Raw genomic sequence first — 26,589 nt, 5'->3', positions numbered from 1 at the left:
GGATGTTTGAAAAGTCCTACTGTTTGTAGCAAAGCGTGCAAGATCCCCTTAAATCTCCCTTAAAAATAAAAAGGGGGACTTTAAGGCGGGTTCCCCCTTTTAAGGGGGGCTAGGGGAGATCTCTGAGTGCTTAACATTACAGGCGATACCTTTTCAAACACGCTCTTAGAAAAGCATTTGTGCAAGAGGTCTACTAAAGATCAGCTAAAAATCAGCATCTTCTCTCCGAATGCGATCGCACAGCACGTAAATCGCCTGCACCACGCGCTCGTACAGTGCCTCATCAGACCCTTCATGCTCAAACAACTGGCGCGTTTCTTCGACCCAAGCATCGGCCGTTTCGGTCGTCCACTCTTCCATCAGGTCTAGCTCCATCTCTTCCAGTTTCATCGCTTCTAGCTCCAGGTTTTGTAGCAGTACCGGGTCTTCGGGCATGTCGATTTCTGTTTCGGTCCATTGGTTCGAGTCAGCCCGTTCTGAATCAGCCGTCAAATTCCACAGCAAGTCCATCTGAGCAAAATCGGGCGGGTATTGGGGTCGTCGTGCCATGTCGCCTCACCAAATTTAGTACAAATATACTAAATCGGATTGGAGTAAAACGCTAGCCCTGGTGACGGATTTTTAGCTTGATTTAACGACTTGTAGGACTTATCAGTTGGACAATTTCTCGCGGGCTGCGCCTGCGAGAAATTGTCCAAAACCCAAAGAGCTTATCGCAAGTGCCTAAGTCCTGGACTTGATTGAACAACTTGATTGACGGGCAATCCAAAATCGAGAATTGATATAGTCTCTGGCCTCAATCCATCTTGTAAAGCACCAAAATTTAGCCCTGAGACAGAGCATTGAGAACAGTTCTGGGCGATCGCCCGTGCTACAGTCTAAGCATCACAAGCGCTGACGATGCGCGGTTTGAAGCCCTTGGGTTTGGGAGCTTTTGGTCAACCATGCCGTTTCCCCGTTCTAGTGGTATTTTGCTGCACCCCACGTCGTTTCCCAGCCGCTATGGAATTGGGGATTTGGGAGACAGCGCCTATCGGTTTGTCGAGTTTTTGCAGCGCAGCGGGCAGCAGTTTTGGCAGGTATTGCCGCTGGGGCCGACGGGGCATGGCAACTCGCCCTATATGTGCTTTTCGTCGATGGCGGGCAATCCGCTGCTGATCAGCCCCGATCGCCTCTATCACGAGGGCTGGCTGACGGATGAAGACCTGGAAAATTTGCCCGATTTTCCCGCCGAGCGAGTCGAGTATGACCGGGTGATTGAAACCAAGATGCCGCTGTTGCTGAAGGCAGCCCAGCGCTTTAAGGAACACGCCACGGTGGAGCAGCGCATGGAGTTCGATGCGTTTTGCGCCAGCCGCGCCTTTTGGCTAAATGACTATGCGCTGTTTATTGCGCTGAAGCAGGCCCAAGGCGGCATGAGCTGGCACCAGTGGGATGAGGCGATCGCCAGTCGAGACTCAGAAGCCCTGGCCGAGTGGCGGCTCAAGCTCAGCGAAGAAATCTTTCAGCACAAGTATTTGCAGTTCGAGTTTTTCCGCCAGTGGTCTACGCTGCGCGACTACGCCAACGACCTGGGCATCCGCATCATTGGCGACATCCCCATCTACGTGGCACACGATAGCGTGGACGTGTGGGCATTTCCCGAATTCTTCCATCTCGACCCAGAAACGGGTGAACCCGCGCTGATGGCCGGCGTGCCGCCCGATTACTTCAGTGAAACAGGGCAACTCTGGGGCAACCCGATTTATCACTGGGAAGCGCTAGAAAAAGCAGGCTTTGGCTGGTGGCTCCAGCGGTTTCGCGCCACGCTGGACTATGTAGATATCGTCCGCATCGACCATTTTCGGGGCTTTTGCGCCTACTGGGCCGTGCCCCAGGGCGAAGAAACTGCGATGAATGGGGAATGGATTGATGCACCGGGCACCGCATTCTTTGAAACCCTGGAAACGGAACTGGGGCATTTGCCGATTTTGGCAGAAGACCTGGGCGTGATTACGCCGGATGTGGAAGAACTGCGCGATCGCTTCGAGTTTCCCGGCATGAAAATCCTGCAATTTGCCTTTGGCGGCGGCGCAGATAATCCGTTTCTGCCGTTCAATTTTGAGCGCAACTGCGTCGTTTACACAGGCACTCATGACAACGACACCACCCAGGGCTGGTTTAGCGAACTGCCCGAATACGAGCGCGATCGCCTGATTCGCTACCTGGGCTGCACGTCCGAAGCGGGTATCCACTGGGATCTAATTCGGCTGGGCATGGCCTCGGTGGCCAACCAGGCCATTTTCCCGCTGCAAGACCTGCTAGGACTGGGCACCGAGTCCCGCATGAACTATCCCGGTAAGCCCGATGGCAACTGGGGCTGGCGATATGGGGCCGAAGTTTTAACGGAGGAACTGGGCGATCGCCTCCTGGCACTCGTGGAACTCTACGGCCGCGCTCCCAAGCCTCCCTCCAAGCAGGAACGAGAACCCCTGAACGACATCGAGCCTGGCCATCACGACCATGTGTAGGAACTATAGGACTTACGCAGTTGGACGACTTCTCGCGGGCTGCGCCGCTAGAAATCATCCAAAATCCAGAAAGCCTATCGCAAGTGCGTAAGTCCTGAGCTAGTTAAAACGGGATATGCAACTTTGCCGATCCCCCTCAACTTCTAGTGTGCCGAAGGCTTCAAGCCCTCCTCCAGAGCGGGAGAGGAACTTCAAGCCTCTCTTGCTCCCCTTCTCTCAGGTCGGCAGAAGAGGCTGGGGGATGAGGGCGATTTGGAACACAAGACCATCAGTTGGTCTGAGCATTCGCAGAAGCTTGAGGGCTGTCCTGCCCTGGTGGGGGCGGAAAGACGACAGACTGGACGGCTCCAGGCTGACCAATGGGCTTTGCTTCCTGCTCGTTGTAGGACACCAGCACGCCACCTGCATTGCCAGCGCGAATCCGAACTTCGCGGTCGGCTGCCCAACTACGCTGCGTGCCTGCCTGCATCATGCCTTCAAAATCGGTACGTCCGTCCACCGTCACCCGCAGCCAGGATTGTTCCCGCAGCGTGATTTCTACACGCACGGGCTTGGCAGGTACAGCAGGCGACGGGCTGGGAGAGGGACTGGTGGCGATCGCCTGTGTGGTGGGCGATTGTCCAGGCTGGGCGGCAGGGCTGGCGGCAGTCGGCGAGGGCGAGGCGATGAGCGAGGGGACAGGAGAGGGCTGGTTCGCCGTAATTGGCGTGGTAGAACGGCTCCAGACGTAGGACAGTCCGGCGATCGCCGCTGCAATCAGCCCCACATAAGCAAAGTACAAATGCAGCGGGCGCAGTTGTGCCTCCGGGGTTTCCTGCCAGGAGGGTTGAATTTCAGCGTTTTGCGGCTCCAGTGGAAACTCGTTTGCCAGGGCGTGCCCGTCTAGCCCCAGCGCGTCTGCATAGCGGCGCAAAAAGCCCCGAATGTAGACTCCTTCGGGAAGCTCTTTGAAATTTCCAGACTCGATCGCCCGAATCACTCGCGGCTGAATCATCGTCCGGGCAGAAACCTGGTCGATCGAGAGCATCTGCTGCTCCCGAAGCTGGTGCAGTTCATAGCCCAACTCTTCTAGCTTCAGGATTTGCTCTTGCTCTAGTGGAGAAAGACCCTTACTCATAGCATCCAGCACCTTACGCTCCTCACTGTGACGTGACCTGTTGAGACGACATGACTTGGTGAGACATGATTCTGATGATTCGGTCGGCCGCACAAGCTCGGCATCATCCTCAAAAAGCCAGACTCTAAACCCCCAAAAGAGGGCGACACGGATAAGAGCATATTACTTCAAAATCCTACGGGTCTGAAGGGGGTTTGGCGAAATTACCAGCCTGCGCTCGGAGAAAATCCAGCTCCTTGGAGGTCAGGTTTCGATAGCGTCCGGGAGGCAAATCTCCCAGCAAAATCGGCCCGATCGCCACTCGATGGAGCGACATTACGGGATGCCCCAACTGCTCAGCAACGCGGCGGATCTGTCGATTTCGCCCTTCATACAAGACGATTTTCAGCAGGGTTTTGTTCGGTCGAGCATCGAGGGGCGTGACTTCGGCAGGCAGGGTTGGGCGATTGTCTAGCAGCACGCCGCCTTGCCACTGCCGTAGGGTCTCCGCGCTGGGGCGGCCAGCAACCCACACTTCGTACACCTTGGGAATGTGGTGAGACGGATGAGTGAGGGGAAAGGTCAGGGAACCGTCGTTGGTCAGCAGCAGCGCCCCGGTGGAGTTGGTATCCAGGCGGCCAACCGGATGTAGCCCACTGCTCTGCCGCAGGTGCGCTGGCAACAGGTCTAGCACGGTGCGCCGCTGCTGCGGATCGTGGCAGGTGGAGACCACGCCGGTCGGCTTGTGCAGCAGCAGGTAGAGCAAGTCTGGACGCGCCTGGGCATTTAGCAGTTTGCCGTCTACTTCGAGGCGATCGCCCGCCAAATCCGCTACCTGCCCCAGCGTCGCTACCTGCCCATTCAGCCGCACCCGCCCCGCTCGGATCATCTGCTCTGCCTGACGGCGCGAAGCAATGCCATATTGAGACAAAATTTTCTGAATTCGCTCAGCCATATCGACATATCGACTCAGATTGATTCTCGATTTTGGATCTGCGATTTTGGTTTGCGATTTTGATTTGCGATTTTGGGCCGGTCGAGCATCCGCGAGGCTTCCAGCAATCCCATTCGTAGCGCCCTACAGGAAGCCTGATACCCGCCGTGCCTATCTGGTTCGCACCCTGTGATCCCCCCATCCCCCCATTCCCCAGCGCTCGCAGCCCTCACGATCGCCGAATATTCAAGCAGCACCAGTCCTGCCTGCGCCAGAGCGTAGCCACAATCCAGCCATTGGCTTCGAGCGAGTCGGCGATGGGCTTCACCTGATCCAGCAAGATGCCGCTGAGAACGCCCCAAGTGCTGGGCTTGGCGATCGCCCCAAAGCCGGGGATCAAGTCAAGAATCACCTCTGCCAGGATGTTGCACACAAACCCATCGACGGGCGCAGGCAGCATTTGGGTGAGGTGATCCAGGCTGCCCAGTTCAACGATCAGACGCTCTGGCGCAATGCCGTTTAGCTCTCGGCTGGCATTGGTGGAGTCAATCGTCAACGGGTCCGTATCCACCGCGTAGGCTTGCTTTGCCCCTAACAGCAGCGCCGCGATAGAGAGAATGCCAGAACCACAGCCAATATCGGCAATGGTGATATCCGACGGCCCCTCAATCCGCATTTCCAGCGCCTCCAGACAAAGCTGCGTTGTGGCGTGGGCCCCTGTGCCAAAAGCAACCCCAGGGTCGAGTTGCAGCACAATGCGATCGCCCTGTGCCGGGACAGGCAGCCAGGCAGGGTTAATCAAGAGGCGATCGCCCACTTCCTGCGGATGCCAATACTGCTTCCAGCTACTCGACCAGTCCTCTTCGTCAATCATCTGCCACTGCACCCCGGGCACTGCCACCCCCGCGCACAGGGCATCCTGCTTGAGCCGCAGCGCCAGCGCCGACAGATCCAGCAGCTCAGCTTGAGTCTGTGGCAAGTAGCCGCGCACCAGCACGCCAAACTCCTTGCGTTCACTCGCCGTGCCTTTGCAGCCAAACTCTTCCAGCCGCCAAGACACCAGGTCTTCTGCCGCCGGATCGCACAACGCTTGTATTTCCCACCAGGTGGACATAAGAGGTTGGGGTGTGTTGTTAAAGCTGGAAGGAATGACGCACGTTACGCACTTCAGAACCTCAAAGACTCCAGTCCAGTACACACATCTCGGTTTTTTGCGTCAGGCTCTGAAAGATCCCCCTGAATCCCCCTTAACAAGGGGGACTTTCGATCCAGTTTTCCCTGCTGCGGGTCACGCCGGGTTCAGTTCCCCCCTTGTCTAAGGGGGGTTAGGGGGGATCAAAGCATCGCCAATAGCTAAACGGTCTCGCCTTTTACGCAACGCGCCCAAACCAATCAACGCTGCAACCCAGCGCTAAGAGGTGGGCAGCGTCACCGTATAGGCATCGCGGATGCCGGGAACCTGGGTGATTTCGTTGAGAATGCCGTCTGGCAGGGGATCATCCAGGCTCAGCACCATCACCGCGTCGCCCCGCACAATCTTGCGGCCGACCTGCATACTGGCAATGTTGACATTCAAGCTGCCCAGCAGGGAACCCAGTTTACCAATGATCCCCGGCATGTCGCGGTGCAGGGTGAACAGCATATGGCGGCTGGGCGGCACGTTAATGGGGAAGTCGTCGATATTGGTGATGCGGATTTCGTTGTCGCCCAGGAGCGCACCCGTGACGGTATGTTCGCCGTTGGGGCCGCTGGCCGACAGACGCAGAGAACCCGTGTAGTCAATCACCGCCGCGTCGCGGGTTTCCACCACGCGAATGCCTCGCTCCTTGGCTTCAATGCTGGCGTTGACGTAGTTAACCCGCTCTTGCAAGGCAGTAGACAGCAGCCCCTTCAGCGCCGCCACCACGACAGGCTGGCTCTCGTTGCTAGCAAGTTCGCCCTGGAGCCGCACATTCAGCGACTCGACGCGACCACCCGTGAGCTGGCTAATCAGGTTGCCCAAAATTTCTGCCAGTTGCAAGTAGGGGCGCAGTTTTTCCAGCAGGTCGGGCCGCAGACCAGGAATATTGACCGCCGAGCGGGCAGGCAGCCCCAGCAGCACATCGCGGATCTGCTCGGCTACATCGATCGCCACGTTGACCTGAGCTTCTTCGGTGGACGCGCCGAGGTGGGGCGTGAGGATGGCTTCTTTGCCTAGGGCCCGCAGGGGGGACTCACCCAACGGCTCTGATTCGTATACATCCAGAGCGGCTCCGGCGATTTTGCCTTCCTTAAGGGCGATCGCTAGGGCTTCTTCGTCAATGATTCCACCCCGCGCACAGTTGATAATACGAGCCGTGGGCTTCATCTTGGCTAGCGACTCAGCATTGATCATGTGCTGCGTTTCTGGCGTTTTGGGCAGGTGCAGCGTAATATAGTCCGACTCGCGCAGCAGCAGATCCAGATCCACCAAGTGGCAGCCCATCTGCTCGGCGCGTTCGCTGGAAAGGAATGGGTCGTAGGCAAGCAGGCGCATCTCCATTGCCCGCGCCACTTTCGCCACATGGGAGCCGATCTTGCCCAGCCCAACGATCCCCAGCGTCTTCTTGTAGACCTCGACCCCTGTGAAGCTCTTGCGATCCCACTCGCCCGCCTTCACCGATTGATTGGCAGCGGGGATATGACGCGACAGGGCTAGCATCATCGCTAGGGCGTGTTCTGCTGCGGCAATGGTGTTGCCTTCGGGCGAGTTGACCACGAGGATGCCGCGACGGGTCGCCGCAGGCACATCGACATTATCCACACCCACGCCCGCACGGCCAATGATTTTGAGCTGAGTGCCTGCTTCGATGATTTCCTGAGTAACGCGCGTGCCAGAACGAATCATCAGCGCGTCGTAGTCGGGAATGATCTGTACCAGTTGGTCAGGAGACAGCCCGGTTTTCACATCGACCTGAGCAACCTGCGAGAGGATGTCAATTCCGATTTGGTCAATTGGGTCGGAAACAAGAACCTTAGACATGATGATGGGCTGACAGGTTGAGAGAACAGTTTAGACAGTTAGTTAGACAGTTAGACAGCTTGAAAGACGAGTCAAAAGCAAACGCGATACCGAAACCCGCACTAAGGGTATGAAGCGCTGAGGTGGGGAGGCAACCGAATGAGGCGTTCAGACGAAGCCCAGGCGCAGTTTAGACGCAGGTTCACGCTCCTCAACGGGCGAGTTGCTCTGGTATTGAATGAACCCGTCATGGGCGATCGCCCCAAGAACCCCAGAATCTTTGGACGGGAAAAAGCCGGGCCGGTTCGCAGTGCGCCGGAGCAGAACAGAGTTTTCCACAGACCGAAGGTCATTTTACTGCAAAGCGGTATACCAATCGGGTTTACACCCGAAAGTTTTTGGGTTTGCCCGCTGGGGCCGGGTTCCAATGACGGATTTCAATGACGGCCCTTAGAGTACGGCTATCCACACTCGCGGAGAAATTGCAATGTTTTGAAACATTTTGTTATATTTATTTACAGATTGAAACAAGCCAAGACAGGAGGCTGTTATGACGCTTCTCATTGCACTGTTTGTAATCGCCTGGGTCGCCGCTTCAGTCATTGGAACTCAGGCCTACTTCCGGGGCGAACAGTCCAAGCCAATTCACGAGCGCAACTGGAATTCTGAGTCCTTCGAGCAGCTTGCCGCCTCCATCACTGCGACGGAAGTGGACTACAGCACGCGAGTTCCCGGTTACCTGGGGATCAGAGGTTAGATAAGGGTTGGGGAGGCTGATCGGGCTTGCCCGCTGGTTGCAGTGTCTCTCCTCACTGTGCCACCAAAGTCGAATAGGGCGATCGCCCTCTGACACGCCTACCCACGCTTCTGAGTTTCGTTGCAACGCACGATTTGAGCCAGATCACCTGCGCCCTCCTGCTGGGGGGCTTTTTTGTGCCCAATCCTGCGTTAGGACTGACGCAGTTGGACGATTTCTACCCCAGACCCCTGAACCCCAGTCGCTAAAGCATCATGAACATCAAAGCGTCATGAACATTCGTCGATCGAGCGTCCGGGGATCATGACTTTCCATGAAGTGCGTCAGGTCTTCGTCGCTTTCGAGCCGCCCATCAACCAGGCTGACAATGCGATCGGCAATGTCGAGGATGCGGTTGTCGTGGGTCACCATCAAAATCGTGCAGTTCTGTTCCTTGGCCAACCGCTGCATCAGTTCTACAACTTCTCGCCCGCTTTTTTTGTCGAGGGCGGCGGTGGGTTCGTCCGCCAGGATCAGGGTTGGCTGGTTGACTAGGGCACGGGCGATCGCCACGCGCTGTTTTTGACCGCCAGAGAGGGCGCGGGGCTTGTAATCGACCCGTTCCCCCAGCCCCAGTTGGGTCAGCATGGCAACGGATTGCTCTCGCTTGGTGCGCCAGTTGGGCATGAGCTCCACGGCCATTTCCACGTTTTGGGACGCAGTGAGCGAGTCAAACAGGTTGTGGGCCTGAAAGATAAAGCCGATGTTGCGCCGCACCTCCACGAGTTGCCCCCGGCCCATGCCCACCAGCTCGCGCCCCAGCACCCTGAGGCTGCCGTCTTGCACGGTTCGCAGTGCGCCAATCAGCGTCAGCAGCGTAGTTTTGCCGGAGCCGGATGGGCCGGTCATGATCACGATTTGCCCCGGCAGCAGGTCGAGGTTGATGTTATAAAGCACCTGCTTCTGGAGTTCGCCCTGACCAAAGAAATAATTGAGGTTGCGAATCTGGACGGTGGGGGGCGGTGGCGGCGGGATGGCTGCTGTAGAGCCAGAGTCGGGGTTGGGTGCGGCCGTGGGGCGATCGCCCGCCAGATTTTCCATCATGCAGCAAAGTTCGTGATTCACTAGAAGCAGCCCATTGGGTTATCCCCAGGTTGCCTCCCATTATCGCTACTGCAACGTTGTTTTGGAGACAATGCGGGTCTTTTTGCGATCGCTCTCCGACAGTTCCTCGCCCTCTTGCAGGCGGGTGGCGTTTTCTTGCAGCACGGTGGCAGCCGTTTGGTCGCCCATTTGCAGCGCAGTCTTGGCAGCAGATTGCAGCATGGTAGCCGCTCCAGCGCGATCGCCCTGTTGCAGCTTTTGCTCGGCAATTTGGGTTTGGCGATATTTGCCCAGCGCCAGCACATGCTGCTGCACCTGCGGGTCGGGCGCTGGCTGGAACGTGGTCACAACGTTCGCTTCAACAATCACCGGGTCACTCAGCACGCTCTCCAAATTCTGCGCCGGGTCGTCATAGCGCACCTGCACCTGCACCAGCGGATGCCGCCCCACCGGAAGCTGAGAGGCATAGAGATTTGCCAACACCACTCGCGGCGAGTCCACCATCAAGTCGCCCAGGCGCACCGACACCTGCCCCGCCTCCTGAATCGGTTGCAGTTCCACCGTTTCGGGCACGACTTGCGCCACGGGCTTGAGTTCCGCCAGCCGCACACCGGGCATCATCTTCAGCAGCAGATAGGCATTCGTCAGCCCGACAGACTGCACCCGGCTAAACAGGCGGGTAAACTCCAGCAGCGCGTCTTCCGGCGTTTGAATATAAGACAGCGCCCCGCCCCCCGCATCGGCGATTCGCTCCAAAATGTCCTGGTTCCAATGGTCGCCGAAGCCCAGGGTGTTCAGCGTCAGGTTATATTCCGCCGCCAAGTGGGCCAACTTCAGACAGCGGTCGTTGTCGCCATGTTCATTTTCGCCATCTGTGAGCAAAAACGCCTGGGAAATCGTGTCTTTTTTCGCCTTCGCCAGTTCCTCAATGCCCAGGCGCATCCCTTCGTCGATGCAGGTGCCGCCGCTGGTTTTGAGGCGACTGATCTCGCTCTTGAGTCCGGCAGGATTGTCGAGCACCTGGTTGGGCACCAGCACCTTGGCTTTGTGGTCAAACACGACCACCGAGAGGCGATCGCCCGGCGACAGGCTATCCACAATCTTTAGCGCCGCCTGCTTGACGGTTTCCATTGGGCGACCGTTCATCGAGCCGCTGTGATCCAAAATTAAACACAGGTTGAGGGGTGCCGTGCGACCTGCTGAAGCGGCGATCGCCGACATCGAAATTGCCAACTGCCGCTGACTACTCACCTGCGCCACATCCAAATTGGCATCACTCAGCGACGCTTGCAGACCCACTTTCATAGCCCCAGGCTCCAGTCTAAAGAGAATAAAGAGAATGTAGAGAATATGTTGAAAACAGGCGGCATTTCCTGACGGAGTGAAGTCCACACTGCCCGAACCAGACGAAGGGAGCGGAATCTCCCGCAAACCTCACTCACTTCAAAAACGCTATATTTCGATGTTCTGCCTCTTCAATACTCCAAGGCCCCAGTTCCCAATTCCGCAAACTGCCCCAATCTTCCCACGCTTTTCCCAAATCCCTGATGGGCCAGTCTTCTCGACCGCTACGATGCCCCTCACGCTACTATGTTAAAAGCGGCGTTCGTAGAAACAGCGCAGCTCATACGCTAATTCAGGCGTAAGTCCTCCCGCAAGTTCACACGCCAACTGTTTCGGCAAGCGTCCAGGCGAGTTTGATCCTATGAGTTCATCGATTAAGGCCGTTCAGTCCAATTATTACTACGGGGATGCTGCCTATCGCACGCCCCCGCCCGATCTGCCCTCGCTGCTGCTCAAAGAGCGCATCATTTACCTGGGGCTGCCGCTGGTTTCGTCAGACGACCTCAAGCGCCAGTTAGGGGTCGATGTGACCAAGCTAATCATCGCGCAACTCCTCTACCTTCAGTTCGACGATCCCGAAAAGCCCATTTACTTTTACATCAACTCCACAGGCACCTCCTGGTATACCAACGATGCAATCGGCTACGAAACCGAAGCCTTTGCCATCTGCGACACCATTTCCTACGTCAAACCCCCCGTCCACACCATCTGCATTGGCCAGGCAATGGGCACGGCTGCCATGATTCTCTCAGCAGGCACGAAGGGCTTCCGCGCCAGCCTGCCCCACGCCACCATCGTGCTAAACCAGCCCCGCACGGGCATGGGACAGGCCCAGGCAACCGACATCCAGATCCGCGCCCGCGAAGTGCTAATCAACAAGCAGGCCACTCTGGAAATTCTTTCCCGCAACACGGGTCAGCCCATTGAGAAAATTGCCAAGGACACCGATCGCATCTTTTACCTGAACCCCTACGAAGCCAAGGAATACGGGCTAATCGATCGCGTCCTCGAAAGCGCCAAAGAATTGCCAAAGCAAATTCCGGCATTGACCTAGCTGCATTCGCTAGCTGCATTAGCAAGATGATCAGGCGATGCGGAGAGAATGGGAATCGCTGCTATTCCAGGACTTCCCTACTCCCATCGCGCTGTCTGTCATCCCCGCCCCCCTCCCACTCACAGTCTTTCCCATGTCTGTAGATCCCGTCCTCCGAGTTCCCTACAACATTCCCGGCAGTCCCTACTGGCAGTGGATCAATATCTACACCCGCATGAGCCAGGAGCGGATTATTTTTCTCAACCAGCCCATTACCGACGGGTTTGCCAATTCCATCATCTCAGCACTGCTGTATCTAGACTCGCAGGATCAGAGCAAACCGATTTACTTTTATATCAACTCGCTGGGCGATCCGCTGATGGCGGGCATGGGGTCGATGGCGATTGGCATGATGTCGATCAATGCTGGACTCGCCATCTACGACACGATGCAGCACATCAAGTCGCCAATTCTGACGATTTGTATGGGCCAGTGTTTTGGAATGGCGACGGTGCTGCTGTCGGCGGGCACAAAGGGCAAACGAGCCAGCCTGCCGCACACCATGATTGCTCTGGCCCATCCCCAGAGTGGCTCTCGCGGTCAGGCAACCGACATCGAGATTAATGCAAAAGAGGTGTTGAGTAAGCAGCGCACGATTATAGAGCTACTCTCGGAAACCACCGGACAGCCTGCTGAGCGCATCCATCAAGATATGGATCGGATGTTTTATCTCACGCCGACTCAGGCAAAAGAGTATGGGCTGATTGACCTGGTACTCGAAAGCCCGAAGCTGGCAGGAGCAGGCGTTGGGCGCTAGGGGATTCATGCGGCTCTCTACCGAATTCTTCCTCAGTTCCAACACCCCCCTCCTGCAAATTCCCATTACATACCCTTTCACCCCTTCAAAGACCTATGCCGATTGGAATTCCTAGCGTCCCCTATCGCCTCCCTGGCAGTTCCTTTGAGCAGTGGATCAGCATCTACGAGCGGCTGTTTCGGGAGCGGATTATCTTTCTAGCAGAAGAGGTAGACGACGGCATTGCGAATGCAATTGTCGCCTATATGCTTTATCTCGATTCGGACGACAACACGAAGCCAATTTATCTGTATATCAATTCGCCGGGCGGATCGGTCACGGCAGGGATGGCGATCTATGACACCATGCGCCACATCAAATCGGAAGTGGTCACCATTTGTGTGGGACTGGCGGCTTCGATGGGGTCCTTCCTGTTGACGGGGGGGACGAAGGGTAAGCGCTTGGCCCTGCCCCATTCGCGGATTATGATTCACCAGCCCTTAGGTGGAACGGGTCGTCGTCAGGCCACCGATATTGAAATCGAGGCGCGGCAGATCTTGCGGGTGCGCCAGGAACTCAATGAGATGATGGCGCTGCACACGGGCAAGACGGTGGAGCAGATTGAAAAAGATACCGACCGGGACTACTTTATGTCGGCGCAGGAGGCGGTGGAATACGGTTTGATTGACCGAGTGATTACGGATGCGAACGCCCAAAGTTGAGATTTCAATCATTCTTTCAATTATTCAAATTGAAATTTCTAGGAGCGAACGATTACACTTGGAACGCTAAGTGTGGAACGCTGAGTGTGGAACGCTAACGTGGAACGCTAACGTGGAACGCTAACGTGGAACGCTTGAGGCGATCGCCCGGTTGATGAGCCTTGTTGATGAACCTTGCTGAGTGCTACCGGATTTTGGGACTGAGAAGCAGCGCCACCTACGAGGAGATCAAATCTTCCTATCGGCGGCTGGCGCGGCAATATCATCCCGACCTGAATCCGGACAGCGCTCAGCAGGCGGAGCAGTTTATCCAGGTGAATGCGGCCTATCGGCGACTGATGGAGTTGGTGCAGCCAGCGGGCATGGGCGATCGCCCTCCGCCTTCCCCTGCCCCGCCGCGACCCGCACCAAGCGCAGCCGATGCGTCCCCATCCGCAGCCTCGCCAAAAGCCACATCGCCCTCCTCCGCCCCAAAAGCCCAAACCCAGCGGAGTCCCACCGCACAGTCCGGCTCTGGCATTCGCAAGCGCCCGCCGATTCAGCGCAACCCGGATGCCTCGCCGACGGATCATCAGCTCAAAGAGCATGTCTATAGCCGCCTCCAGCAGTTGTTGCGGCAGCAGCGCTATCCCCGCGCCGTCGCGCTGGTTGAAGGGCTGGCCCAGCGGTTGCCCAACGACCTAGAGGTGCGTCAATGGCTGGCGATCGCCTATCAGCGCTGGGGCCGCCACCTGGTTGACCTGAAGCAGCCCGAAAAAGCCCGCATCTACCTCAACAAGGCCCTCCGCACTGATCCGCGCAATCGCGCCCTCTGGTTTGAGGTTGATCGTGACCTGCGCCGACTGGACGGTATTGAGATTTTGTAGGGGCCAGGGGGCCGGGGGCTAGAGGTTGGATAAGCTCCCGCCTTTGAAACTTGATTCCTGGTACTCAAGCTCTGAAGCTCGATTTCTAAAATCCGACCCCTGAAGCTCGATTCCTGACCCCTAACCCCCAATCCCTCACTACGGCGTGGCCTTAAGCACTGTGCGCTCGGCAGGGTCGAGGGTGAATTCTAGCGGAATGCGGTCTTCGTAGGCTTTGACGACCTGGCGATAGACCTCGTAGCGCGTGGGCAGCGTGCGGTTGTCTTCGCCGGGACGACGGAACGTGATGGTGTAGTTAACGGTTTTGTTGAGTCGCGGTGTGCCAGGACGCTCTTGGCGCTGCTGGCGGGCTTCAATGTCATCAATCGTCGGCTTGGGCGGCAGGGCGGGCCACCAGAGTCCCTTGTCGTCGGGGCCGGTGACTGCGCCCTCTGGTTTCTGACCGTTGCGATTTTCTAGCGAGGTGGAGGCAAATTCTTCGATTCGGGGCGGCCGTTCGCCCGGTCGGTTTGCGCCCTCGTATTCCACCAGCCAGGTGTAGGTCGTCGTGGCGGTGGCCTGATACTGGGTGGAAATGGGCGTTTCACAGCCGCTAATTACCAGAATGGGCAGGCTGGCCAGCAGGAGCGCCACACGCTGCCAGGGGCAGATTGCAGAACGGTTGCGCGGGAAGGGCGATCGCAGAGATTGAGTCATAGCGCGTTCTATCCAGGAATCCATACAAGCTATACAAGCACAAGCGATCCAAGCGGTTGCTATCGCTTTCGATATTTTAATTTTGTTCGCTCCCAACAGCAGGAAAATCCCAACCCTAGACACTTTTTGCAAAGTCACAGCCGCAGATCTAATCAATTTTTTTAGCACTAGGATGTCTCAGCGCCAAACTTTCTCAGCCCCCAGTTGCCAAAAATCCAAAGGTTTTGGAAAGGGCGATCGCCCCCCTTCAAACTGCTAGAAAAAGTGCCATCCAAATACGCCAGATCAAGCTGAATGAAAGTTGATCCGCCCCGGAAAAATGGCGCTATAGTCAATAGGCGAAAACGCTCTCAAGCAAATTTCTGCCTCATTTTTTGACCATCAATCAATGGGCTTTTAATCAGCATCTACCCGGCTGCTCAGGTCAGCACTTTGTTAATCAGCGTTAATCAGCACTTTGTTAAGGCGTTACGGCTCGTTTTCACGCACCCCGTTTTCACACACCCCAAGGATGTTTGAATGGCAACACCGATTACAGGCGATTCTCAAAACAACCGTTTAGAAGGCACTTCTGGTAACGACATCATTTTTGGCGGTGCTGGGAACGATACACTGTTGGGTTTAGGCGGCGATGATCGGCTGTTTGGCGAAGCAGGAGACGATCGCTTAGACGGTGGAATTGGCAGTGACTTTTTGAGCGGCGGCGAGGGAAATGACCAGCTCGATGGCGGTGCCGGTGACGATACGCTCGATGGCGGCGCAGGCAGCGACACGCTCACCGGGGGAGCCGGGAACAACACTTACGTCATTGACGTACCGGGCGATCGCATCGTTCAAAGCAACAACCAAACCACCACAACCGTCCGCTCTTTCATTACCTTTAACCTTGGTTCTCTGGGGCTGTCGGCGGGTTTTCAAAACCTCGTGTTGTTGGGCAATGCCGACATCAACGGCACAGGCAACAACGGGGATAACGTCCTGGTGGGCAATCGCGGCAGTAACGTGCTGCGGGGGCTGGCAGGAGACGACCGCATCTCTGGTGGGCCAGGCGGGAACGACCTGCTGGATGGGGGTGCGGGCAACGATATCCTGGTGGGCAACGCAGGCAACAACACCTTTGTAATCGACAGTCTGGGCGATCGCATTTTGGGCGCAGGACGCGGCATTGATACGGTCGAGTCTTCGGTGGACTATTTCCTGGTGCGGGGGCTGGAGAACTGCAACCTGCGGGGCGAGGCGCGGCTCTGCGTGGGCAATCGGCTCAACAACGCGCTGACGGGCAATCGCAACGACAACACCCTCGTCGGCGGCGCGGGCGCGGATCGGCTGCTGGGCAACGACGGCAACGACACCCTCAGCGGCGGCCAGGGCGACGACGACCTCACAGGCGGTCGCGGCAACGACACGCTGACCGGAGGTGAGGGGCGCGATTTGTTCTACTACCGGAGCGATCGCAGCTTTAGAACCAGCGACTTTGGGCGCGACACCATTACCGATTTCCGAGGCACAGACAACATCGTCTTATCGCGGCGCACCTTCGGACTCCGCAGCAGTCGAGGCTTTGGGTTTAGCCAAGACAGCGAATTTGCTGTCGTAGCCAACAATCGCCTGGCCGCCAGCAGCAGCGCCCGCATTGTCTACAGCACCGGGTCGCGCACGCTGTTTCTCAACACCAATGGCAGCAGCAGCGGCTTTGGCTCCTCTGGCAGCAGCGGCGCATTCATCACGTTCAGCAGCCCCACCAACCTCAGCGCCCTCAGTTTCTTGATTGTTTAGACCTGCCGAGTAAACCCTCCTGGTCTGCTATCTACCCTCCGGCTGACAACCTCTGCCTAGAGATTGGGGTTATCATAGAAGGCATTGTTGATATTTCTTAACACTGGATGGTTGAGTCCTCCGCTGGCTTGGGGCAGGCCAAGGCAAACCTCACGGAATTCATCACCGAGAAGGTGCTATTTGGCAATCGCCCAACGCCTGAACTGGTTGCGATTCTGCTGGTCTACTTTGTGCAGGGCATTTTAGGTCTGGCACGGCTGGCGGTCAGCTTTTTCCTGAAGGATGACCTGGCGCTGAGTCCGGCACAGGTGTCGGCGCTGCTGGGCGTGGCTGCCATTCCCTGGATGATCAAGCCGCTGTTTGGCTTTATGTCTGACGGGCTGCCGATTTTTGGCTATCGTCGCCGCCCGTACCTGGTCTTGTCGGGCGTGCTGGGGGCGATCGCCTGGGTGGCGATGTCTACAGTCGTCCATAGCGCCTGGGCCGCAACGCTGGCGATCGCGCTGAGTTCATTGGCGATCGCCGTCAGCGATGTCATCGTCGATTCGCTGGTGGTAGAACGGGCCCGCCTGGAATCCAGCAAAGCGTCTGGTTCGCTGCAATCTATCTGCTGGGGCGCGTCGGCCCTGGGCGGGCTGCTCACGGCCTATCTCAGCGGCTTTTTGCTAGAGCGGTTTTCGGTGCAGACCGTGTTTGCCATTACGGCCACCTTTCCGCTGATCGTGTCGCTGGTGGCAGGGCTAATCGCCGAATCTCCCGTCACGCAGCCCGCCGACTGGTCAGCCATGCGCTCGCAGGTGAAGGATTTGTGGGCTGCTATTTCGCAAAAGTCCATCTGGCTCCCCACAGCTTTCCTCTTCCTCTGGCAGTCCACACCCACCGCCGAATCCGCCTTTTTCTTTTTCACCACCAACGACCTCGGCTTTACCCCAGAGTTTCTGGGCCGCGTCCGTCTGGTCACCAGCCTAGCCTCGCTGCTGGGCATCTGGCTCTTCCAGCGATTCTTTCGCACCGTGCCGTTCCGCACCTTTTTCGGCTGGACGATTGTGATTTCTACGCTGCTGGGCATGACCATGCTGCTGCTGGTGACCCACGCAAACCGGGCGATCGGCATCGATGACCACTGGTTTAGCCTGGGCGACAGCCTGATCCTGACGGTGATGGGGCAAATTGCCTACATGCCCGTGCTGATTTTGGCCGCCCGCCTGTGCCCGCCCGGTGTAGAAGCGACGCTCTTCGCCCTGCTGATGTCCATCACCAACTTGGCAGCGCTGGTGTCCTACGAACTGGGCGCAGGGCTGATGCACTGGCTCGGCGTAACTGAAGACAACTTCTCAAACCTGTGGCTATTGGTCATCATCACCAATCTCAGCACCCTGCTGCCGCTGCCTTTCCTGGGCTGGCTCCCCGGCAAAGAGGATGAAACGCTGGAAATCCACACCCCCACTCCGCGAGCGACGCAGCCCATCGTAGAGATTGGCGAAGGGGTCGGCGTAGCGGAGTGACAGAGTGGCAGGCGGATTGTCAGACGGATTGTTCAGACGGATTTTCAGACGGATTGCCCGGCGGATTGTCAGGCGGATTAACAATTGACCCTCGCAATAAACCCTCGAAATTGACCCCCGAAATGGACACGTAAAACAGGGCTGGAAACTCAAAACACTGCTGGAAATTCAAAACAGGGCTGGAAACTCGAAAAGTTTCGACCTCCAAATCAACCTCCAAAATCGCTCATTGCTTCTGCTCAGCGCTTAGTTGCCCGACTCCCGCTCCAATCGCCAAACCCTCAAAATCTGCCATGCAAACCCAACCGCTATCGACCACTCACCCCTACAGCCGCTCCTATAGCCGCAAAGATTGGCAGACAGGCTATCGCTCCTTGGAGCAAGAGCTTGATTACGCCATCGAGGATGTCGCAGGTGAAATTCCGCTAGAGCTAGAGGGGACGCTGTTTCGCAATGGGCCAGGACGGCTAGAACTGGGGGGGCAGCGCTATCGGCATCCGTTTGATGGAGATGGGATGGTGTGTGCGATCGCCCTCCGCAACGGTCGCGCCCATTTTCGCAATCGCTTTGTCCGCACCGAGGGGTTTGTCGCAGAGCAGCAGGCGCAGAAGATTCTCTATCGCGGCGTATTTGGCACGCAGAAACCGGGCGGCGTGCTGGCAAACGCCTTCGATCTGCGCCGCAAAAATATCGCCAATACCAACGTGATTTATTGGGGCGGCAAGCTGCTGGCATTGTGGGAAGCGGCCGAACCCTATCGCCTTGACCCGCGCACCCTGGAAACGCTGGGCCCCGACGACCTGAAGGGCGGGCTAAAGCCCGGTGAAGCGTTCGCGGCGCATCCCTGGGTTGACCCCGCTAGCGAACTGGACGGCGGCGCACCCTGCCTGGTGAATTTTTCCATTAGCCCCGGACTCTCGACGCGAATTACGGTCTACGAACTCAACCCGGCAGGCGACATGGTGCGCCGCTATAGCCACTCAGTCCCCGGTTTCGCGTTTATCCACGATTTTGTGATTACGCCCCACTACTGCATCTTCTTCCAGAATGCGGTGTCGTTTAACCCGCTGCCGTTTGTGCTGGGGCAGAAGGGGGCGGGCGAGTGCGTCCAGTTTCATCCCGACAAGCCGACGCAGGCAGTGATCATTTCCCGCCGGGGCGACCATGAGAAGCGGGTGATTTCAGTCAACTCAGGGTTCGTGTTTCACCATGTGAATGCCTTTGAAGCGGGCGAAACCCTGGTGGTGGACTCCATCAGCTACGATTCGCTGCCGACGCTAGAGCCGGGACAGGACTATCGCGAGGTGGATTTTGACGCGCTGGCTCCGGGGCAACTCTGGCGCTTTCGCTTCGACCTGGCATCGGGTTCTGTGGCTCAGCAAAAGCTCGACGAACGCTGTGTCGAGTTTCCGGTGGTGCATCCCGACCGGGTGGGACGCGACTATCGCTATTTGTTTGTCGGGGCGGCTCACGAACCGACGGGCAATGCGCCGCTGCAAGGGGTGCTGAAGGTGGATTTGCAGACGGGCGATCGCCAGCTTTGGAGCGCTGCGCCCTACGGCTATGGCAGCGAACCCATCTTTGTGCCGCGACCTGGGGCCACCGCAGAGGATGACGGCTGGGTGCTGGTGCTGATTTACAATGCCGAGCGGCAAAAGTCGGAACTGGTGATTCTGGATGGGCGGGATTTGGGCCGGGGGGCGATCGCCACGCTGCGACTTCAGCACCATATTCCCTACGGGCTGCACGGCAGCTTCACAACTAAATATTTTGGCGAGTAAGGGAAAATTGTAGAATTTGCAGCCTGCAAGCCCATGTGAAAGGGATTAACCTACAACTCTTTAATCAGGACAAACGCAATGTTCATAAAGGACATTGCGCTGGTTAGCAATGGGTAAAGAAATGCTCACAATCGTCTCTTTGGCAGACGATAGGATTTTCAGCGATCCCCCATGAGCGATAACAATTTGCTTTGAGATTGCCAATCCTAACCCCGTGCCGTCGGACTTTGTGGAAAAAAATGGAGTTCCCAAGTGAGGCAATAATTCTGACGGAATGGGTTTGCCAGCATTCCGAATACTAATGCAGACGCAATGATCTGAAGCGTTCTGTTTGACCAGGCATCTCACGCTTTCCTGAATGGCGATCGCCTCCAGCGCATTACGAAATAAATTTAAAAACACCTGCTTTAATTTATTAACATCTGCCATCACCTCAATGGTTGGTGCTTCGTTAGCGTAGTGAATAGAGCGATCGGCTGCCTCAGGTAAATCTTGGATCTGCGCCAACATTGTCTTAAGAAATGCATCAACATTAGTGATTGCGAGGTTCAATGGCTTTGGTTTTGCGTAATCCAGAAGCTCGTTTAAAAGCTGGTTGAGGCGCTGAGACTCGCTTAATGCAAGGGCAATACGTTGCAGATCAGCTTCGGAATTTAAAACCTTTTTTGCGTGTTTCAAGCCTAACTCAATCGTGGTCAGCGGATTCCGCGCTTCATGCACAATCATGGCGGTAAATTCGCCCAACGCTGCTAATCGTTCGCGCTCCATCAGATCCTCTTGAGACAGGCTTTTTCGTGATAAGTTTTGCTCAAACATGGCTGGATGATTTGCAAATAGATGAAAATGTTTAAGCATCCTTTCGTGAACTTCAATCAAGAATTAGATCCGGCTTGTCTGCGAATAGAGCATTCATGCTTAATTTTTGAGGACTGGTTATGAGCATGAGGTGGATTTATCTAACCTCTCACCCATCACCCTTTTAGAATTGCTAGGGCTTGAAGATCGCTATTCATAACTTGCCTGCAAAATTGCTTCTAGTAACTTTTCTAAATGTGAATCATCACTGTATTTCAACCCATTAATAAAGAACGTTGGCGTTTTGATTACACCACTTTGCACCCCACTCTCAATATCGGTCTGAATTCTTGCTGTATGACAATCACTCGCCATTTCTGCTAGAAACTGATCCACATCTAGATACAGAGAAATTGCATATTCAACCAAATAGCTATCAGCCAATTGAGATTGATGCTGTAGCAAATGGGTGTGCATGTCCCAGAACTTATTCTGCGATGCTGCTGCTTCTGCTGCTTCTGCTGCGTGGTGTGCTTCGGGATGGAGATGCGGTTGCGGAAAGTGGCGAAACACAAATCGCAACTGCTCACCCAACTGCTGTTGAATAGATGAGATGAAGCTATGCGCTATTCGACAAAAAGGGCATTGATAATCGCCATACTGTACTAATGTGAACTTTGCTGTGGGGCTGCCTTGACAGTGGTCAAAATCACCCACAGGAGGAATGAGACGACTGGATTTTTGGGGTAATGTCATTAGAAAACATCACAACTGCTGATTAGACGATTTGAGAGGGTTCCTGTGTTGAAATGATCATACAAAATCATCACTTTTAACTAATGTGATAGAGCCGCTATGATTTTCAATCAGGGGTTTGGGGATTCTCGCTGACACCGCGAAGAGACTCCAAATATCCGATGCTTAAACCTATTCCAATTCCCCACAGCAGCCAGGCAGCGATCAATCGCAACTTGGTTTGATCATAGCTATAGATATTTTGAAACCAAGCTAGTACAGTGCCGTCGATGAGTGTGGCTGTTGCTGCTTCTATCATCAAAGCACTTAATAGTTCTGTACCACTGACTTTTCCAAGGATTGCGCTTACCTTCACAAAAACCCAAGAAATCGGAATCGCCAAGGCAAACAGAAACAGTAGCCAAGGGCGATCGCTGACGAACAGTGCTTCTCCTCCTAACCGGACAAACAGCACGCCTGTAAACCAGAAAATGATGCCAAGCAGCACGAAAAAAGATATGTTGAGGGACTTTTTTTCTTCAAGTGTCTGAGTCATGTCTGTTCTCTGTGGATAAGTATGAAAGCCTCAAGAGTTGGATTTTTTTGTGACGCTTGAGATACTCTCTACCCTACAGACAGTGATTTTAATTATTACTATCCCAAATTATGATTTCTTCGTTCGACTATTGTTGAGTGTTTTACCTACCCAAATGGGTAGTTTTCAGAGGGTGCCAATTCCATTAAAATTTATAATGCCTTACTAAACAGTTTTAACAATACTGTGATGTATGAGTAGGTAGACTAAATTAAAAACCAGATTTTAAACCCTGCGCCGCCTTCTGCGTGGGCAGCACAGGGTTTTTGGTTTTATGGTTATTTTTGTCCATCTACTTAGATGACACTACAGATGGTAGCAACAATTCAATTGGCTGAAATTACAGATTTAGATATTGTTTTACAGCTTGTTCAGGCGTTTCACAGATTTGAGTCCGTCGATCTGTCAGCCAAACAGCGAGAAAATTCCTTGAGATCGTTGATCGAAAACCCCGAACTGGGTGGAATCTGGCTGATTTGCTGCGATAGTCAGGTTATTGGCTATGTGGCCTTATGTCTTGGCTATAGTATTGAGTTTGCTGGCAAGGATGCATTTGTTGATGAGTTTTATATTGAACCCAACTTTCGAGGCAGAGGTTTGGGAAGGCAAACCTTGGAGTTGATTAAAGACTTGGCAAGAGAAATGGGAATCCAAGCGCTTCATCTTGAAGTGGGACGATCGAATATTAAAGCTCAAAATCTCTATGCTCAGGCAGGTTTTGAAGTGCGTGAAAAGTATGTTTTAATGTCTGAAAAATTATAAGGAATAATTCTAGCAGGTGGCGTTCTAAAGTTTAATAATTCCTTGCTGGAGAGCGTTAACTACAGCGTGGGTGCGATCGCCAGCACCAAGCTTAATCATGACGTTAGTCACATGAAATTTGACTGTATTTTCGGTGATATTGAGTTCTGTGGCGATCGCCTTATTATTCTTGCCCTTTGCCATCAATGACAACACTTCAAATTCGCGATCGCTCAGAGCAGGACGCTCCATGCGAGCGGCTAACCGCGTCCCAATTTTTGCCGAAACATAGTGTTGCCCGTCGCTAACGGCTCGAATTACTTCAATAATTTCCAGGCAGGGCGTGTCTTTTAGCAAATAAGCTTTGGCTCCTGCCCGCAATCCCTGATAGATATCTTCATCTGTCTCATAAATTGAGAACATAATAATCGCCGCATTTGGAAACTCTGAGCGAATCGTGTTGATGGCTTCTACTCCGCCAACATTGGGCATTTGTAAATCTAGAATTGCCACATCAGGCTGATGAATGCGAAACTGCTCGATTGCCTGGAGTCCGTTATCAGCTTCGGCAACTACGCTCATGTCTGATTGATCATTCAAAATATCCACTAATCCCTGACGCACGATGGGATGATCATCGGCAACCAAAATGCGGATGGTTTTGGGAGATGGGAGCGGCATGATTGGTTCAAGCACTGCAATAGCGAGAGTTTTGATCAGTTTGGTTGATAAGTTTATGGAAGCATAGGGTCGGCAATGCTAACGGTGACGGTGGTGCCATGTCCTGCCTGACTGACAAGGTGCCAGGTTGCGCCGATGCGGGCAGCCCGCTGCTGCATCCCCAATAGACCAAATCCACGGGTGGGTGATTGTGGCTCAAACCCGCAGCCATCGTCGTGAATGCTCAACTGCAACGTCTGCAAATGGTATCTGAGGTTGACCTGGATGGTTTGGGCGTTGGCATGGCGCAGAGCATTGGTGATCGATTCTTGGGCAATGCGGAGCAAATTCAGCCCTAGATCGGGATGCAGCCGATAGGGCGTGCCGTCGATCGCTAGGTCGATGGATGTGGATTGATCCGATGGAGTTTGCTCGATGAATTTGGCGATCGCCTTTGCCAGATCCTCGTATTCCGCTGTTTCAAGATACAAGGTCCACACCGACCGCCGAGCCTCTGCCAGCCCCTCGCGTGCCAGAGCTTGGGCTGTAAGCAGGTGGTTCTGGGCTTTTTCGGACTGAGTCGTCGCAAAATGCGTAGCCGCTTGTAGCTGCATCAAAATACCGCCAAAGGCTTGTGCTAGGGTGTCGTGAATTTCTCGCGCCATGCGCGTGCGTTCTTGTAGCAGCGCCAATTGCTGAGCTTCTTCTGCCAGTCGCGTCAGTTGAATCGCTAAAGTTGCCTGCTGCGCCAGCGACTGAACCAACTCTAACTCGCTCTCTGAGAAGGTTTCGCGGTTGTGATAGGAAAACTCAATGAATCCTAGCGGCTGCTCATCTTGTTTTAGCAGCGTGCAGACGATGCCTTGCTTGTTCTGTTGTCGATAGAATTCCAAACAGCCTGGCAAAAATAGGTGCGGTTCGGTGTCGGTGCTAAAGGGTATGGGTTTTGACGATCGCAGGAGAATTTCCCAGCCGAGCCACATTTGAGCGGGGGTTTCTGTGGTGTAAGGCGGGGAAAGAGCAATCTCGTTGTTAATTAAGCTAACCAAAGTTTGCAACGTTTGCTCGTGCGGATTGTAGAGAACGATCTGAGCATTTTGGGTATCAAATTGCATGGCAAGTTCTTGCAGCAAATGCCCTAAAAACGTATTCATATTCGGATCGCGGGCTAACCAATTAATGTTGCGACGCATGGCATCATTCGCTTTTGCTAGCTCTAGCACCCGATTTTGTTCCGCTTGCAGGATCAACTTTTGGGTGCGATCGCGCTGAATTGCACTGCCAATGCAATCGGCAAGAGTCATCAACACTGACACTACTGCCGGACTAACTTGAATTGCCTCCCGACAGTAGTGAAACGCCAGCACACCCCACCATTGACCATTCACCCGAATTGGCACAGCATAAGCAGACTGCACTTGATCAGCCGTAGGACTGTTCCGCAAGGATTCGGGCCAGACTTCTAGAAGACCACCAAACCCATTGCCATTGAGAAAATATTGTTCTATAAATGCAGCTTCTAGTTGGTCTGCTTGGATGGCTGCTGAGTCCAACTGAGCAAGAGATCGGGTAAATTCAGGTCTTGACCACTCGTAAATATAGCTAAAGCGGATGGGTAGTGTGGAGGAAGGCTCAGAAATATTTTCTATGATATGGAAGCGATCGCAGCCCATCCCTTCCCCGATAATTTTCAAAGCAGAGTTTAGCGCTTCATCAAGGCTCTCTACAGTTAGCAAAACATTGGTCGCTTTTGCCGCAGCTTCTAACAGGCGATCGCGCCCTTGCAACACCTGGTTGTAAGCTTCCAAATCGGCAGTTCTTTGTTGGGCAGCTTGTTGCCGTTCTTGTTGGAGGCGATCGCGCTGAATCGCACTGCCAATACAATCGGCGATCGTCATCAATACTGAAATTTCGGCGGCGCTAATCTGAATTGGCGCTCGGCAATAGTCTAAACATAATGCGCCCCACCACTGACCTTTTACGCGAATTGGAACTGCATAGGCAGACTGAATATTGACAGATGCCAAAACACTCCGCATGGGGTCACTCCATTCTTCTAGGAGTCCGCCAAAGCCACTGCCTTCTAAAAAATATTGTTCTAAAAATTCCAAGCCGAGTAATTCGGACGGGAGACGTTTCGAGCCAAAAGTTACGCTGATGGGCAATATTCCAGGAGATGTCCACTCGTAGATAAAGTCACAGAAACTCGGCAAAAAAGTTGAAGACTCGAACACATTTTCCAGAACAATCACAAAGTCACAGTCGATGCCTTCGCCCAAAACCTGGAGCGCCATGTTAACCGCTTCGTCAAAGTTATTCAGCGTCAGCAAAACATTCGCTGCTTTGGCTGTGGCTTCTAGGAGGCGATCGCGCTTTTGTAGCATTTGGTTTGGATTGTCTGGAGTGTTTTTCTGATGTTAACGCTGAATGAAATATGGATTTGGCGATCGCCAGCCCATGCTACGAAAACGAGTCCACTGCAACCTGTAAAAAGCGATAGAAAGCGATCGCTCCTGAGGATATTGTGCCCGTGCTGGGCCGCCATCGTCTAACTCGCTTTGTTTATCTCGCTTGCCCGCAAATCTGTTTAAGGCTTGCGGGCACGGTCAGCCTTTGCCAAAATCACCAGGGCTTTGTCAATGTCGCGGATTTTGATGCTCCGCAGGGCAACCAGCAGCGATTTGAGCAGCGCCACTTCATCATCAGTAAGTTGGATCATGGATTTGTTTGGTTTGTAGGTGATGTATTTTGCATTTTTTTGAACTACCTCAAAATACCTCACCTTCTTTAGGATTGTCTAGACCTGGTTTGAAACGCTTAATGACTACTGACAAGGAGAGAGTGACCGTCTATCTGCCTGCTGAACTAAAAGCCCGCCTGGAAGAAATTTCCAAGCGGGATAGGCGATCGCTCACTGCGACGATCGAAGTGCTGTTGATTGAAGCGCTCACGGCTAGAGGCGAATCTTTCCAAGAGTGAGCGCGAAAAAACGCCCAGAATCGAGAATCTATCTGAACCTAGTGGTCTGGCAGGACTTGAATGATGGCTTAGCATGGGGTGCTTCGACTTCGCTCAGCACGCAATAGTTGAGGGGTGAGCAAAGTCGAACCCCGGACTATCGCATCGATTTAGCCCTGTCAAACCACTAGAAAAAGCCTGAGAACACTTCCAGGGCCTCTTCTTC

At 54.5% G+C, this 26,589-nt stretch carries 26 protein-coding genes; 11 read left to right on the top strand and 15 right to left on the bottom strand.

The genetic code is table 11. The annotated features are described in order from the left end of the window. Positions 1-204: 204 nt before the first annotated feature. Complete coding sequence (locus IGS51_RS17460; protein ID WP_297080090.1) at positions 205-549, bottom strand: hypothetical protein; 345 nt, start codon at positions 547-549, stop codon at positions 205-207. Positions 550-944: 395 nt separating this feature from the next. Between IGS51_RS17460 and malQ the strand changes: the two genes are divergently transcribed. Beyond that, on the top strand, positions 945-2,510 hold the full coding sequence (gene malQ / locus IGS51_RS17455) for a 4-alpha-glucanotransferase (RefSeq protein WP_297080091.1): 1,566 nt from the start codon (positions 945-947) through the stop codon (positions 2,508-2,510). A 268-nt stretch (positions 2,511-2,778) separates the two neighbouring features. Here the strand turns inward: malQ and IGS51_RS17450 are convergent, their stop codons facing one another. The 5 genes from IGS51_RS17450 to IGS51_RS17430 all read right to left on the bottom strand — a co-directional run bounded on the left by IGS51_RS17450 (position 2,779) and on the right by IGS51_RS17430 (position 7,859). Continuing rightward, positions 2,779-3,627, bottom strand: coding sequence for a RodZ domain-containing protein (locus IGS51_RS17450; RefSeq protein WP_297080089.1), 849 nt, complete (start codon positions 3,625-3,627; stop codon positions 2,779-2,781). Between the two features lie 175 nt (positions 3,628-3,802). After that, a complete protein-coding gene (locus IGS51_RS17445; protein WP_297080088.1) occupies positions 3,803-4,561 on the bottom strand; it encodes a pseudouridine synthase in 759 nt (252 codons plus the stop codon). A gap of 208 nt (positions 4,562-4,769) precedes the next feature. Continuing rightward, positions 4,770-5,654, bottom strand: coding sequence for a 50S ribosomal protein L11 methyltransferase (gene prmA, locus IGS51_RS17440; protein ID WP_297080087.1), 885 nt, complete (start codon positions 5,652-5,654; stop codon positions 4,770-4,772). A 297-nt stretch (positions 5,655-5,951) separates the two neighbouring features. Then, a complete protein-coding gene (serA, locus tag IGS51_RS17435; RefSeq protein ID WP_172354092.1) occupies positions 5,952-7,541 on the bottom strand; it encodes a phosphoglycerate dehydrogenase in 1,590 nt (529 codons plus the stop codon). A gap of 147 nt (positions 7,542-7,688) precedes the next feature. Then, the gene (locus IGS51_RS17430) at positions 7,689-7,859 is read right to left on the bottom strand and encodes a hypothetical protein (RefSeq protein ID WP_297080086.1); all 171 of its coding nucleotides are present in this window, start codon (positions 7,857-7,859) and stop codon (positions 7,689-7,691) included. 211 nt (positions 7,860-8,070) lie between these two features. Between IGS51_RS17430 and IGS51_RS17425 the strand changes: the two genes are divergently transcribed. Further along, the gene (locus IGS51_RS17425) at positions 8,071-8,277 is read left to right on the top strand and encodes a hypothetical protein (protein ID WP_172354091.1); all 207 of its coding nucleotides are present in this window, start codon (positions 8,071-8,073) and stop codon (positions 8,275-8,277) included. Between the two features lie 261 nt (positions 8,278-8,538). Here the strand turns inward: IGS51_RS17425 and IGS51_RS17420 are convergent, their stop codons facing one another. Continuing rightward, the gene (locus IGS51_RS17420) at positions 8,539-9,381 is read right to left on the bottom strand and encodes a DevA family ABC transporter ATP-binding protein (RefSeq protein ID WP_297080085.1); all 843 of its coding nucleotides are present in this window, start codon (positions 9,379-9,381) and stop codon (positions 8,539-8,541) included. A gap of 45 nt (positions 9,382-9,426) precedes the next feature. Then, positions 9,427-10,665 (bottom strand): VWA domain-containing protein, encoded by a 1,239-nt coding sequence (locus IGS51_RS17415; RefSeq protein WP_297080084.1) that lies wholly within the window; start codon positions 10,663-10,665, stop codon positions 9,427-9,429. Positions 10,666-11,065: 400 nt separating this feature from the next. On the opposite strand from IGS51_RS17415, the gene IGS51_RS17410 reads away from it, so the two are divergent. The 4 genes from IGS51_RS17410 to IGS51_RS17395 all read left to right on the top strand — a co-directional run bounded on the left by IGS51_RS17410 (position 11,066) and on the right by IGS51_RS17395 (position 14,121). After that, positions 11,066-11,758, top strand: coding sequence for an ATP-dependent Clp protease proteolytic subunit (locus IGS51_RS17410; protein WP_297080083.1), 693 nt, complete (start codon positions 11,066-11,068; stop codon positions 11,756-11,758). A 133-nt stretch (positions 11,759-11,891) separates the two neighbouring features. Then, positions 11,892-12,554 carry an ATP-dependent Clp protease proteolytic subunit gene (locus IGS51_RS17405; protein ID WP_172354088.1) on the top strand — a complete coding sequence of 221 codons (663 nt, stop codon included), beginning with the start codon at positions 11,892-11,894 and terminating at the stop codon, positions 12,552-12,554. Positions 12,555-12,649: 95 nt separating this feature from the next. Continuing rightward, the gene (locus tag IGS51_RS17400; protein WP_297080082.1) at positions 12,650-13,255 is read left to right on the top strand and encodes an ATP-dependent Clp protease proteolytic subunit; all 606 of its coding nucleotides are present in this window, start codon (positions 12,650-12,652) and stop codon (positions 13,253-13,255) included. Between the two features lie 167 nt (positions 13,256-13,422). Further along, entirely contained in the window at positions 13,423-14,121 is a 699-nt protein-coding gene (locus tag IGS51_RS17395; protein WP_297080081.1) for a J domain-containing protein, read from the top strand. A 138-nt stretch (positions 14,122-14,259) separates the two neighbouring features. Here IGS51_RS17395 and IGS51_RS17390 read toward each other — a convergent pair whose 3' ends face one another. Further along, complete coding sequence (locus tag IGS51_RS17390) at positions 14,260-14,817, bottom strand: hypothetical protein (protein ID WP_297080080.1); 558 nt, start codon at positions 14,815-14,817, stop codon at positions 14,260-14,262. A 519-nt stretch (positions 14,818-15,336) separates the two neighbouring features. Here IGS51_RS17390 and IGS51_RS17385 point away from each other — a divergent pair. The 3 genes from IGS51_RS17385 (at position 15,337) to IGS51_RS17375 (ending at position 19,879) form a co-directional block, all read left to right on the top strand. Further along, positions 15,337-16,593, top strand: a complete 1,257-nt coding sequence (locus tag IGS51_RS17385; protein ID WP_297080079.1) for a calcium-binding protein — start codon at positions 15,337-15,339, stop codon at positions 16,591-16,593. Between the two features lie 107 nt (positions 16,594-16,700). Then, a complete protein-coding gene (locus IGS51_RS17380) occupies positions 16,701-18,098 on the top strand; it encodes a folate/biopterin family MFS transporter (protein WP_297080078.1) in 1,398 nt (465 codons plus the stop codon). 293 nt (positions 18,099-18,391) lie between these two features. Continuing rightward, the gene (locus IGS51_RS17375; protein WP_297080077.1) at positions 18,392-19,879 is read left to right on the top strand and encodes a carotenoid oxygenase family protein; all 1,488 of its coding nucleotides are present in this window, start codon (positions 18,392-18,394) and stop codon (positions 19,877-19,879) included. Positions 19,880-19,939: 60 nt separating this feature from the next. On the opposite strand, the gene IGS51_RS17370 is transcribed toward IGS51_RS17375, so the two are convergent. The 3 genes from IGS51_RS17370 to IGS51_RS17360 all read right to left on the bottom strand — a co-directional run bounded on the left by IGS51_RS17370 (position 19,940) and on the right by IGS51_RS17360 (position 21,965). Continuing rightward, the gene (locus tag IGS51_RS17370) at positions 19,940-20,755 is read right to left on the bottom strand and encodes an ATP-binding protein (RefSeq protein WP_297080076.1); all 816 of its coding nucleotides are present in this window, start codon (positions 20,753-20,755) and stop codon (positions 19,940-19,942) included. A 129-nt stretch (positions 20,756-20,884) separates the two neighbouring features. After that, positions 20,885-21,430 (bottom strand): DsbA family protein, encoded by a 546-nt coding sequence (locus IGS51_RS17365; RefSeq protein ID WP_297080075.1) that lies wholly within the window; start codon positions 21,428-21,430, stop codon positions 20,885-20,887. A 106-nt stretch (positions 21,431-21,536) separates the two neighbouring features. After that, the gene (locus tag IGS51_RS17360; protein WP_297080074.1) at positions 21,537-21,965 is read right to left on the bottom strand and encodes a DUF5367 family protein; all 429 of its coding nucleotides are present in this window, start codon (positions 21,963-21,965) and stop codon (positions 21,537-21,539) included. Positions 21,966-22,316: 351 nt separating this feature from the next. On the opposite strand from IGS51_RS17360, the gene IGS51_RS17355 reads away from it, so the two are divergent. Next, positions 22,317-22,766, top strand: a complete 450-nt coding sequence (locus IGS51_RS17355; RefSeq protein WP_297080073.1) for a GNAT family N-acetyltransferase — start codon at positions 22,317-22,319, stop codon at positions 22,764-22,766. A 24-nt stretch (positions 22,767-22,790) separates the two neighbouring features. Here the strand turns inward: IGS51_RS17355 and IGS51_RS17350 are convergent, their stop codons facing one another. The 3 genes from IGS51_RS17350 to IGS51_RS17340 all read right to left on the bottom strand — a co-directional run bounded on the left by IGS51_RS17350 (position 22,791) and on the right by IGS51_RS17340 (position 26,124). Further along, positions 22,791-23,426: a response regulator gene (locus IGS51_RS17350; RefSeq protein ID WP_367279366.1), complete on the bottom strand. Its 636-nt coding sequence runs from the start codon at positions 23,424-23,426 to the stop codon at positions 22,791-22,793. 53 nt (positions 23,427-23,479) lie between these two features. Beyond that, positions 23,480-25,789: a GAF domain-containing sensor histidine kinase gene (locus tag IGS51_RS17345; protein WP_297080071.1), complete on the bottom strand. Its 2,310-nt coding sequence runs from the start codon at positions 25,787-25,789 to the stop codon at positions 23,480-23,482. Positions 25,790-25,992: 203 nt separating this feature from the next. Then, positions 25,993-26,124 (bottom strand): hypothetical protein, encoded by a 132-nt coding sequence (locus tag IGS51_RS17340; RefSeq protein ID WP_297080070.1) that lies wholly within the window; start codon positions 26,122-26,124, stop codon positions 25,993-25,995. A gap of 101 nt (positions 26,125-26,225) precedes the next feature. Here IGS51_RS17340 and IGS51_RS17335 point away from each other — a divergent pair, with 101 nt between their 5' ends. Then, positions 26,226-26,384, top strand: a complete 159-nt coding sequence (locus tag IGS51_RS17335) for a ribbon-helix-helix protein, CopG family (RefSeq protein ID WP_297080069.1) — start codon at positions 26,226-26,228, stop codon at positions 26,382-26,384. Positions 26,385-26,589: the final 205 nt, after the last annotated feature.

Origin of the sequence: Thermoleptolyngbya sp. M55_K2018_002, from assembly GCF_015295965.1 — a bacterium.
Lineage (GTDB): Bacteria > Cyanobacteriota > Cyanobacteriia > Elainellales > Elainellaceae > Thermoleptolyngbya > Thermoleptolyngbya sichuanensis.
This window is presented reverse-complemented; position numbering and strand designations above follow the sequence as displayed.

Coding starts and splice junctions, on each gene's coding strand:
- IGS51_RS17460 (WP_297080090.1), bottom strand. CDS start 549: ATGGCACGACGACCCCAATACCCGCCCGATTTTGCTCAGATGGACTTG.
- malQ (WP_297080091.1), top strand. CDS start 945: ATGCCGTTTCCCCGTTCTAGTGGTATTTTGCTGCACCCCACGTCGTTT.
- IGS51_RS17450 (WP_297080089.1), bottom strand. CDS start 3,627: ATGAGTAAGGGTCTTTCTCCACTAGAGCAAGAGCAAATCCTGAAGCTA.
- IGS51_RS17445 (WP_297080088.1), bottom strand. CDS start 4,561: ATGGCTGAGCGAATTCAGAAAATTTTGTCTCAATATGGCATTGCTTCG.
- prmA (WP_297080087.1), bottom strand. CDS start 5,654: ATGTCCACCTGGTGGGAAATACAAGCGTTGTGCGATCCGGCGGCAGAA.
- serA (WP_172354092.1), bottom strand. CDS start 7,541: ATGTCTAAGGTTCTTGTTTCCGACCCAATTGACCAAATCGGAATTGAC.
- IGS51_RS17425 (WP_172354091.1), top strand. CDS start 8,071: ATGACGCTTCTCATTGCACTGTTTGTAATCGCCTGGGTCGCCGCTTCA.
- IGS51_RS17415 (WP_297080084.1), bottom strand. CDS start 10,665: ATGAAAGTGGGTCTGCAAGCGTCGCTGAGTGATGCCAATTTGGATGTG.
- IGS51_RS17410 (WP_297080083.1), top strand. CDS start 11,066: ATGAGTTCATCGATTAAGGCCGTTCAGTCCAATTATTACTACGGGGAT.
- IGS51_RS17405 (WP_172354088.1), top strand. CDS start 11,892: ATGTCTGTAGATCCCGTCCTCCGAGTTCCCTACAACATTCCCGGCAGT.
- IGS51_RS17400 (WP_297080082.1), top strand. CDS start 12,650: ATGCCGATTGGAATTCCTAGCGTCCCCTATCGCCTCCCTGGCAGTTCC.
- IGS51_RS17395 (WP_297080081.1), top strand. CDS start 13,423: ATGAACCTTGCTGAGTGCTACCGGATTTTGGGACTGAGAAGCAGCGCC.
- IGS51_RS17390 (WP_297080080.1), bottom strand. CDS start 14,817: ATGACTCAATCTCTGCGATCGCCCTTCCCGCGCAACCGTTCTGCAATC.
- IGS51_RS17385 (WP_297080079.1), top strand. CDS start 15,337: ATGGCAACACCGATTACAGGCGATTCTCAAAACAACCGTTTAGAAGGC.
- IGS51_RS17380 (WP_297080078.1), top strand. CDS start 16,701: ATGGTTGAGTCCTCCGCTGGCTTGGGGCAGGCCAAGGCAAACCTCACG.
- IGS51_RS17375 (WP_297080077.1), top strand. CDS start 18,392: ATGCAAACCCAACCGCTATCGACCACTCACCCCTACAGCCGCTCCTAT.
- IGS51_RS17365 (WP_297080075.1), bottom strand. CDS start 21,430: ATGACATTACCCCAAAAATCCAGTCGTCTCATTCCTCCTGTGGGTGAT.
- IGS51_RS17360 (WP_297080074.1), bottom strand. CDS start 21,965: ATGACTCAGACACTTGAAGAAAAAAAGTCCCTCAACATATCTTTTTTC.
- IGS51_RS17355 (WP_297080073.1), top strand. CDS start 22,317: ATGGTAGCAACAATTCAATTGGCTGAAATTACAGATTTAGATATTGTT.
- IGS51_RS17350 (WP_367279366.1), bottom strand. CDS start 23,426: ATGCCGCTCCCATCTCCCAAAACCATCCGCATTTTGGTTGCCGATGAT.
- IGS51_RS17345 (WP_297080071.1), bottom strand. CDS start 25,789: ATGCTACAAAAGCGCGATCGCCTCCTAGAAGCCACAGCCAAAGCAGCG.
- IGS51_RS17340 (WP_297080070.1), bottom strand. CDS start 26,124: ATGATCCAACTTACTGATGATGAAGTGGCGCTGCTCAAATCGCTGCTG.
- IGS51_RS17335 (WP_297080069.1), top strand. CDS start 26,226: ATGACTACTGACAAGGAGAGAGTGACCGTCTATCTGCCTGCTGAACTA.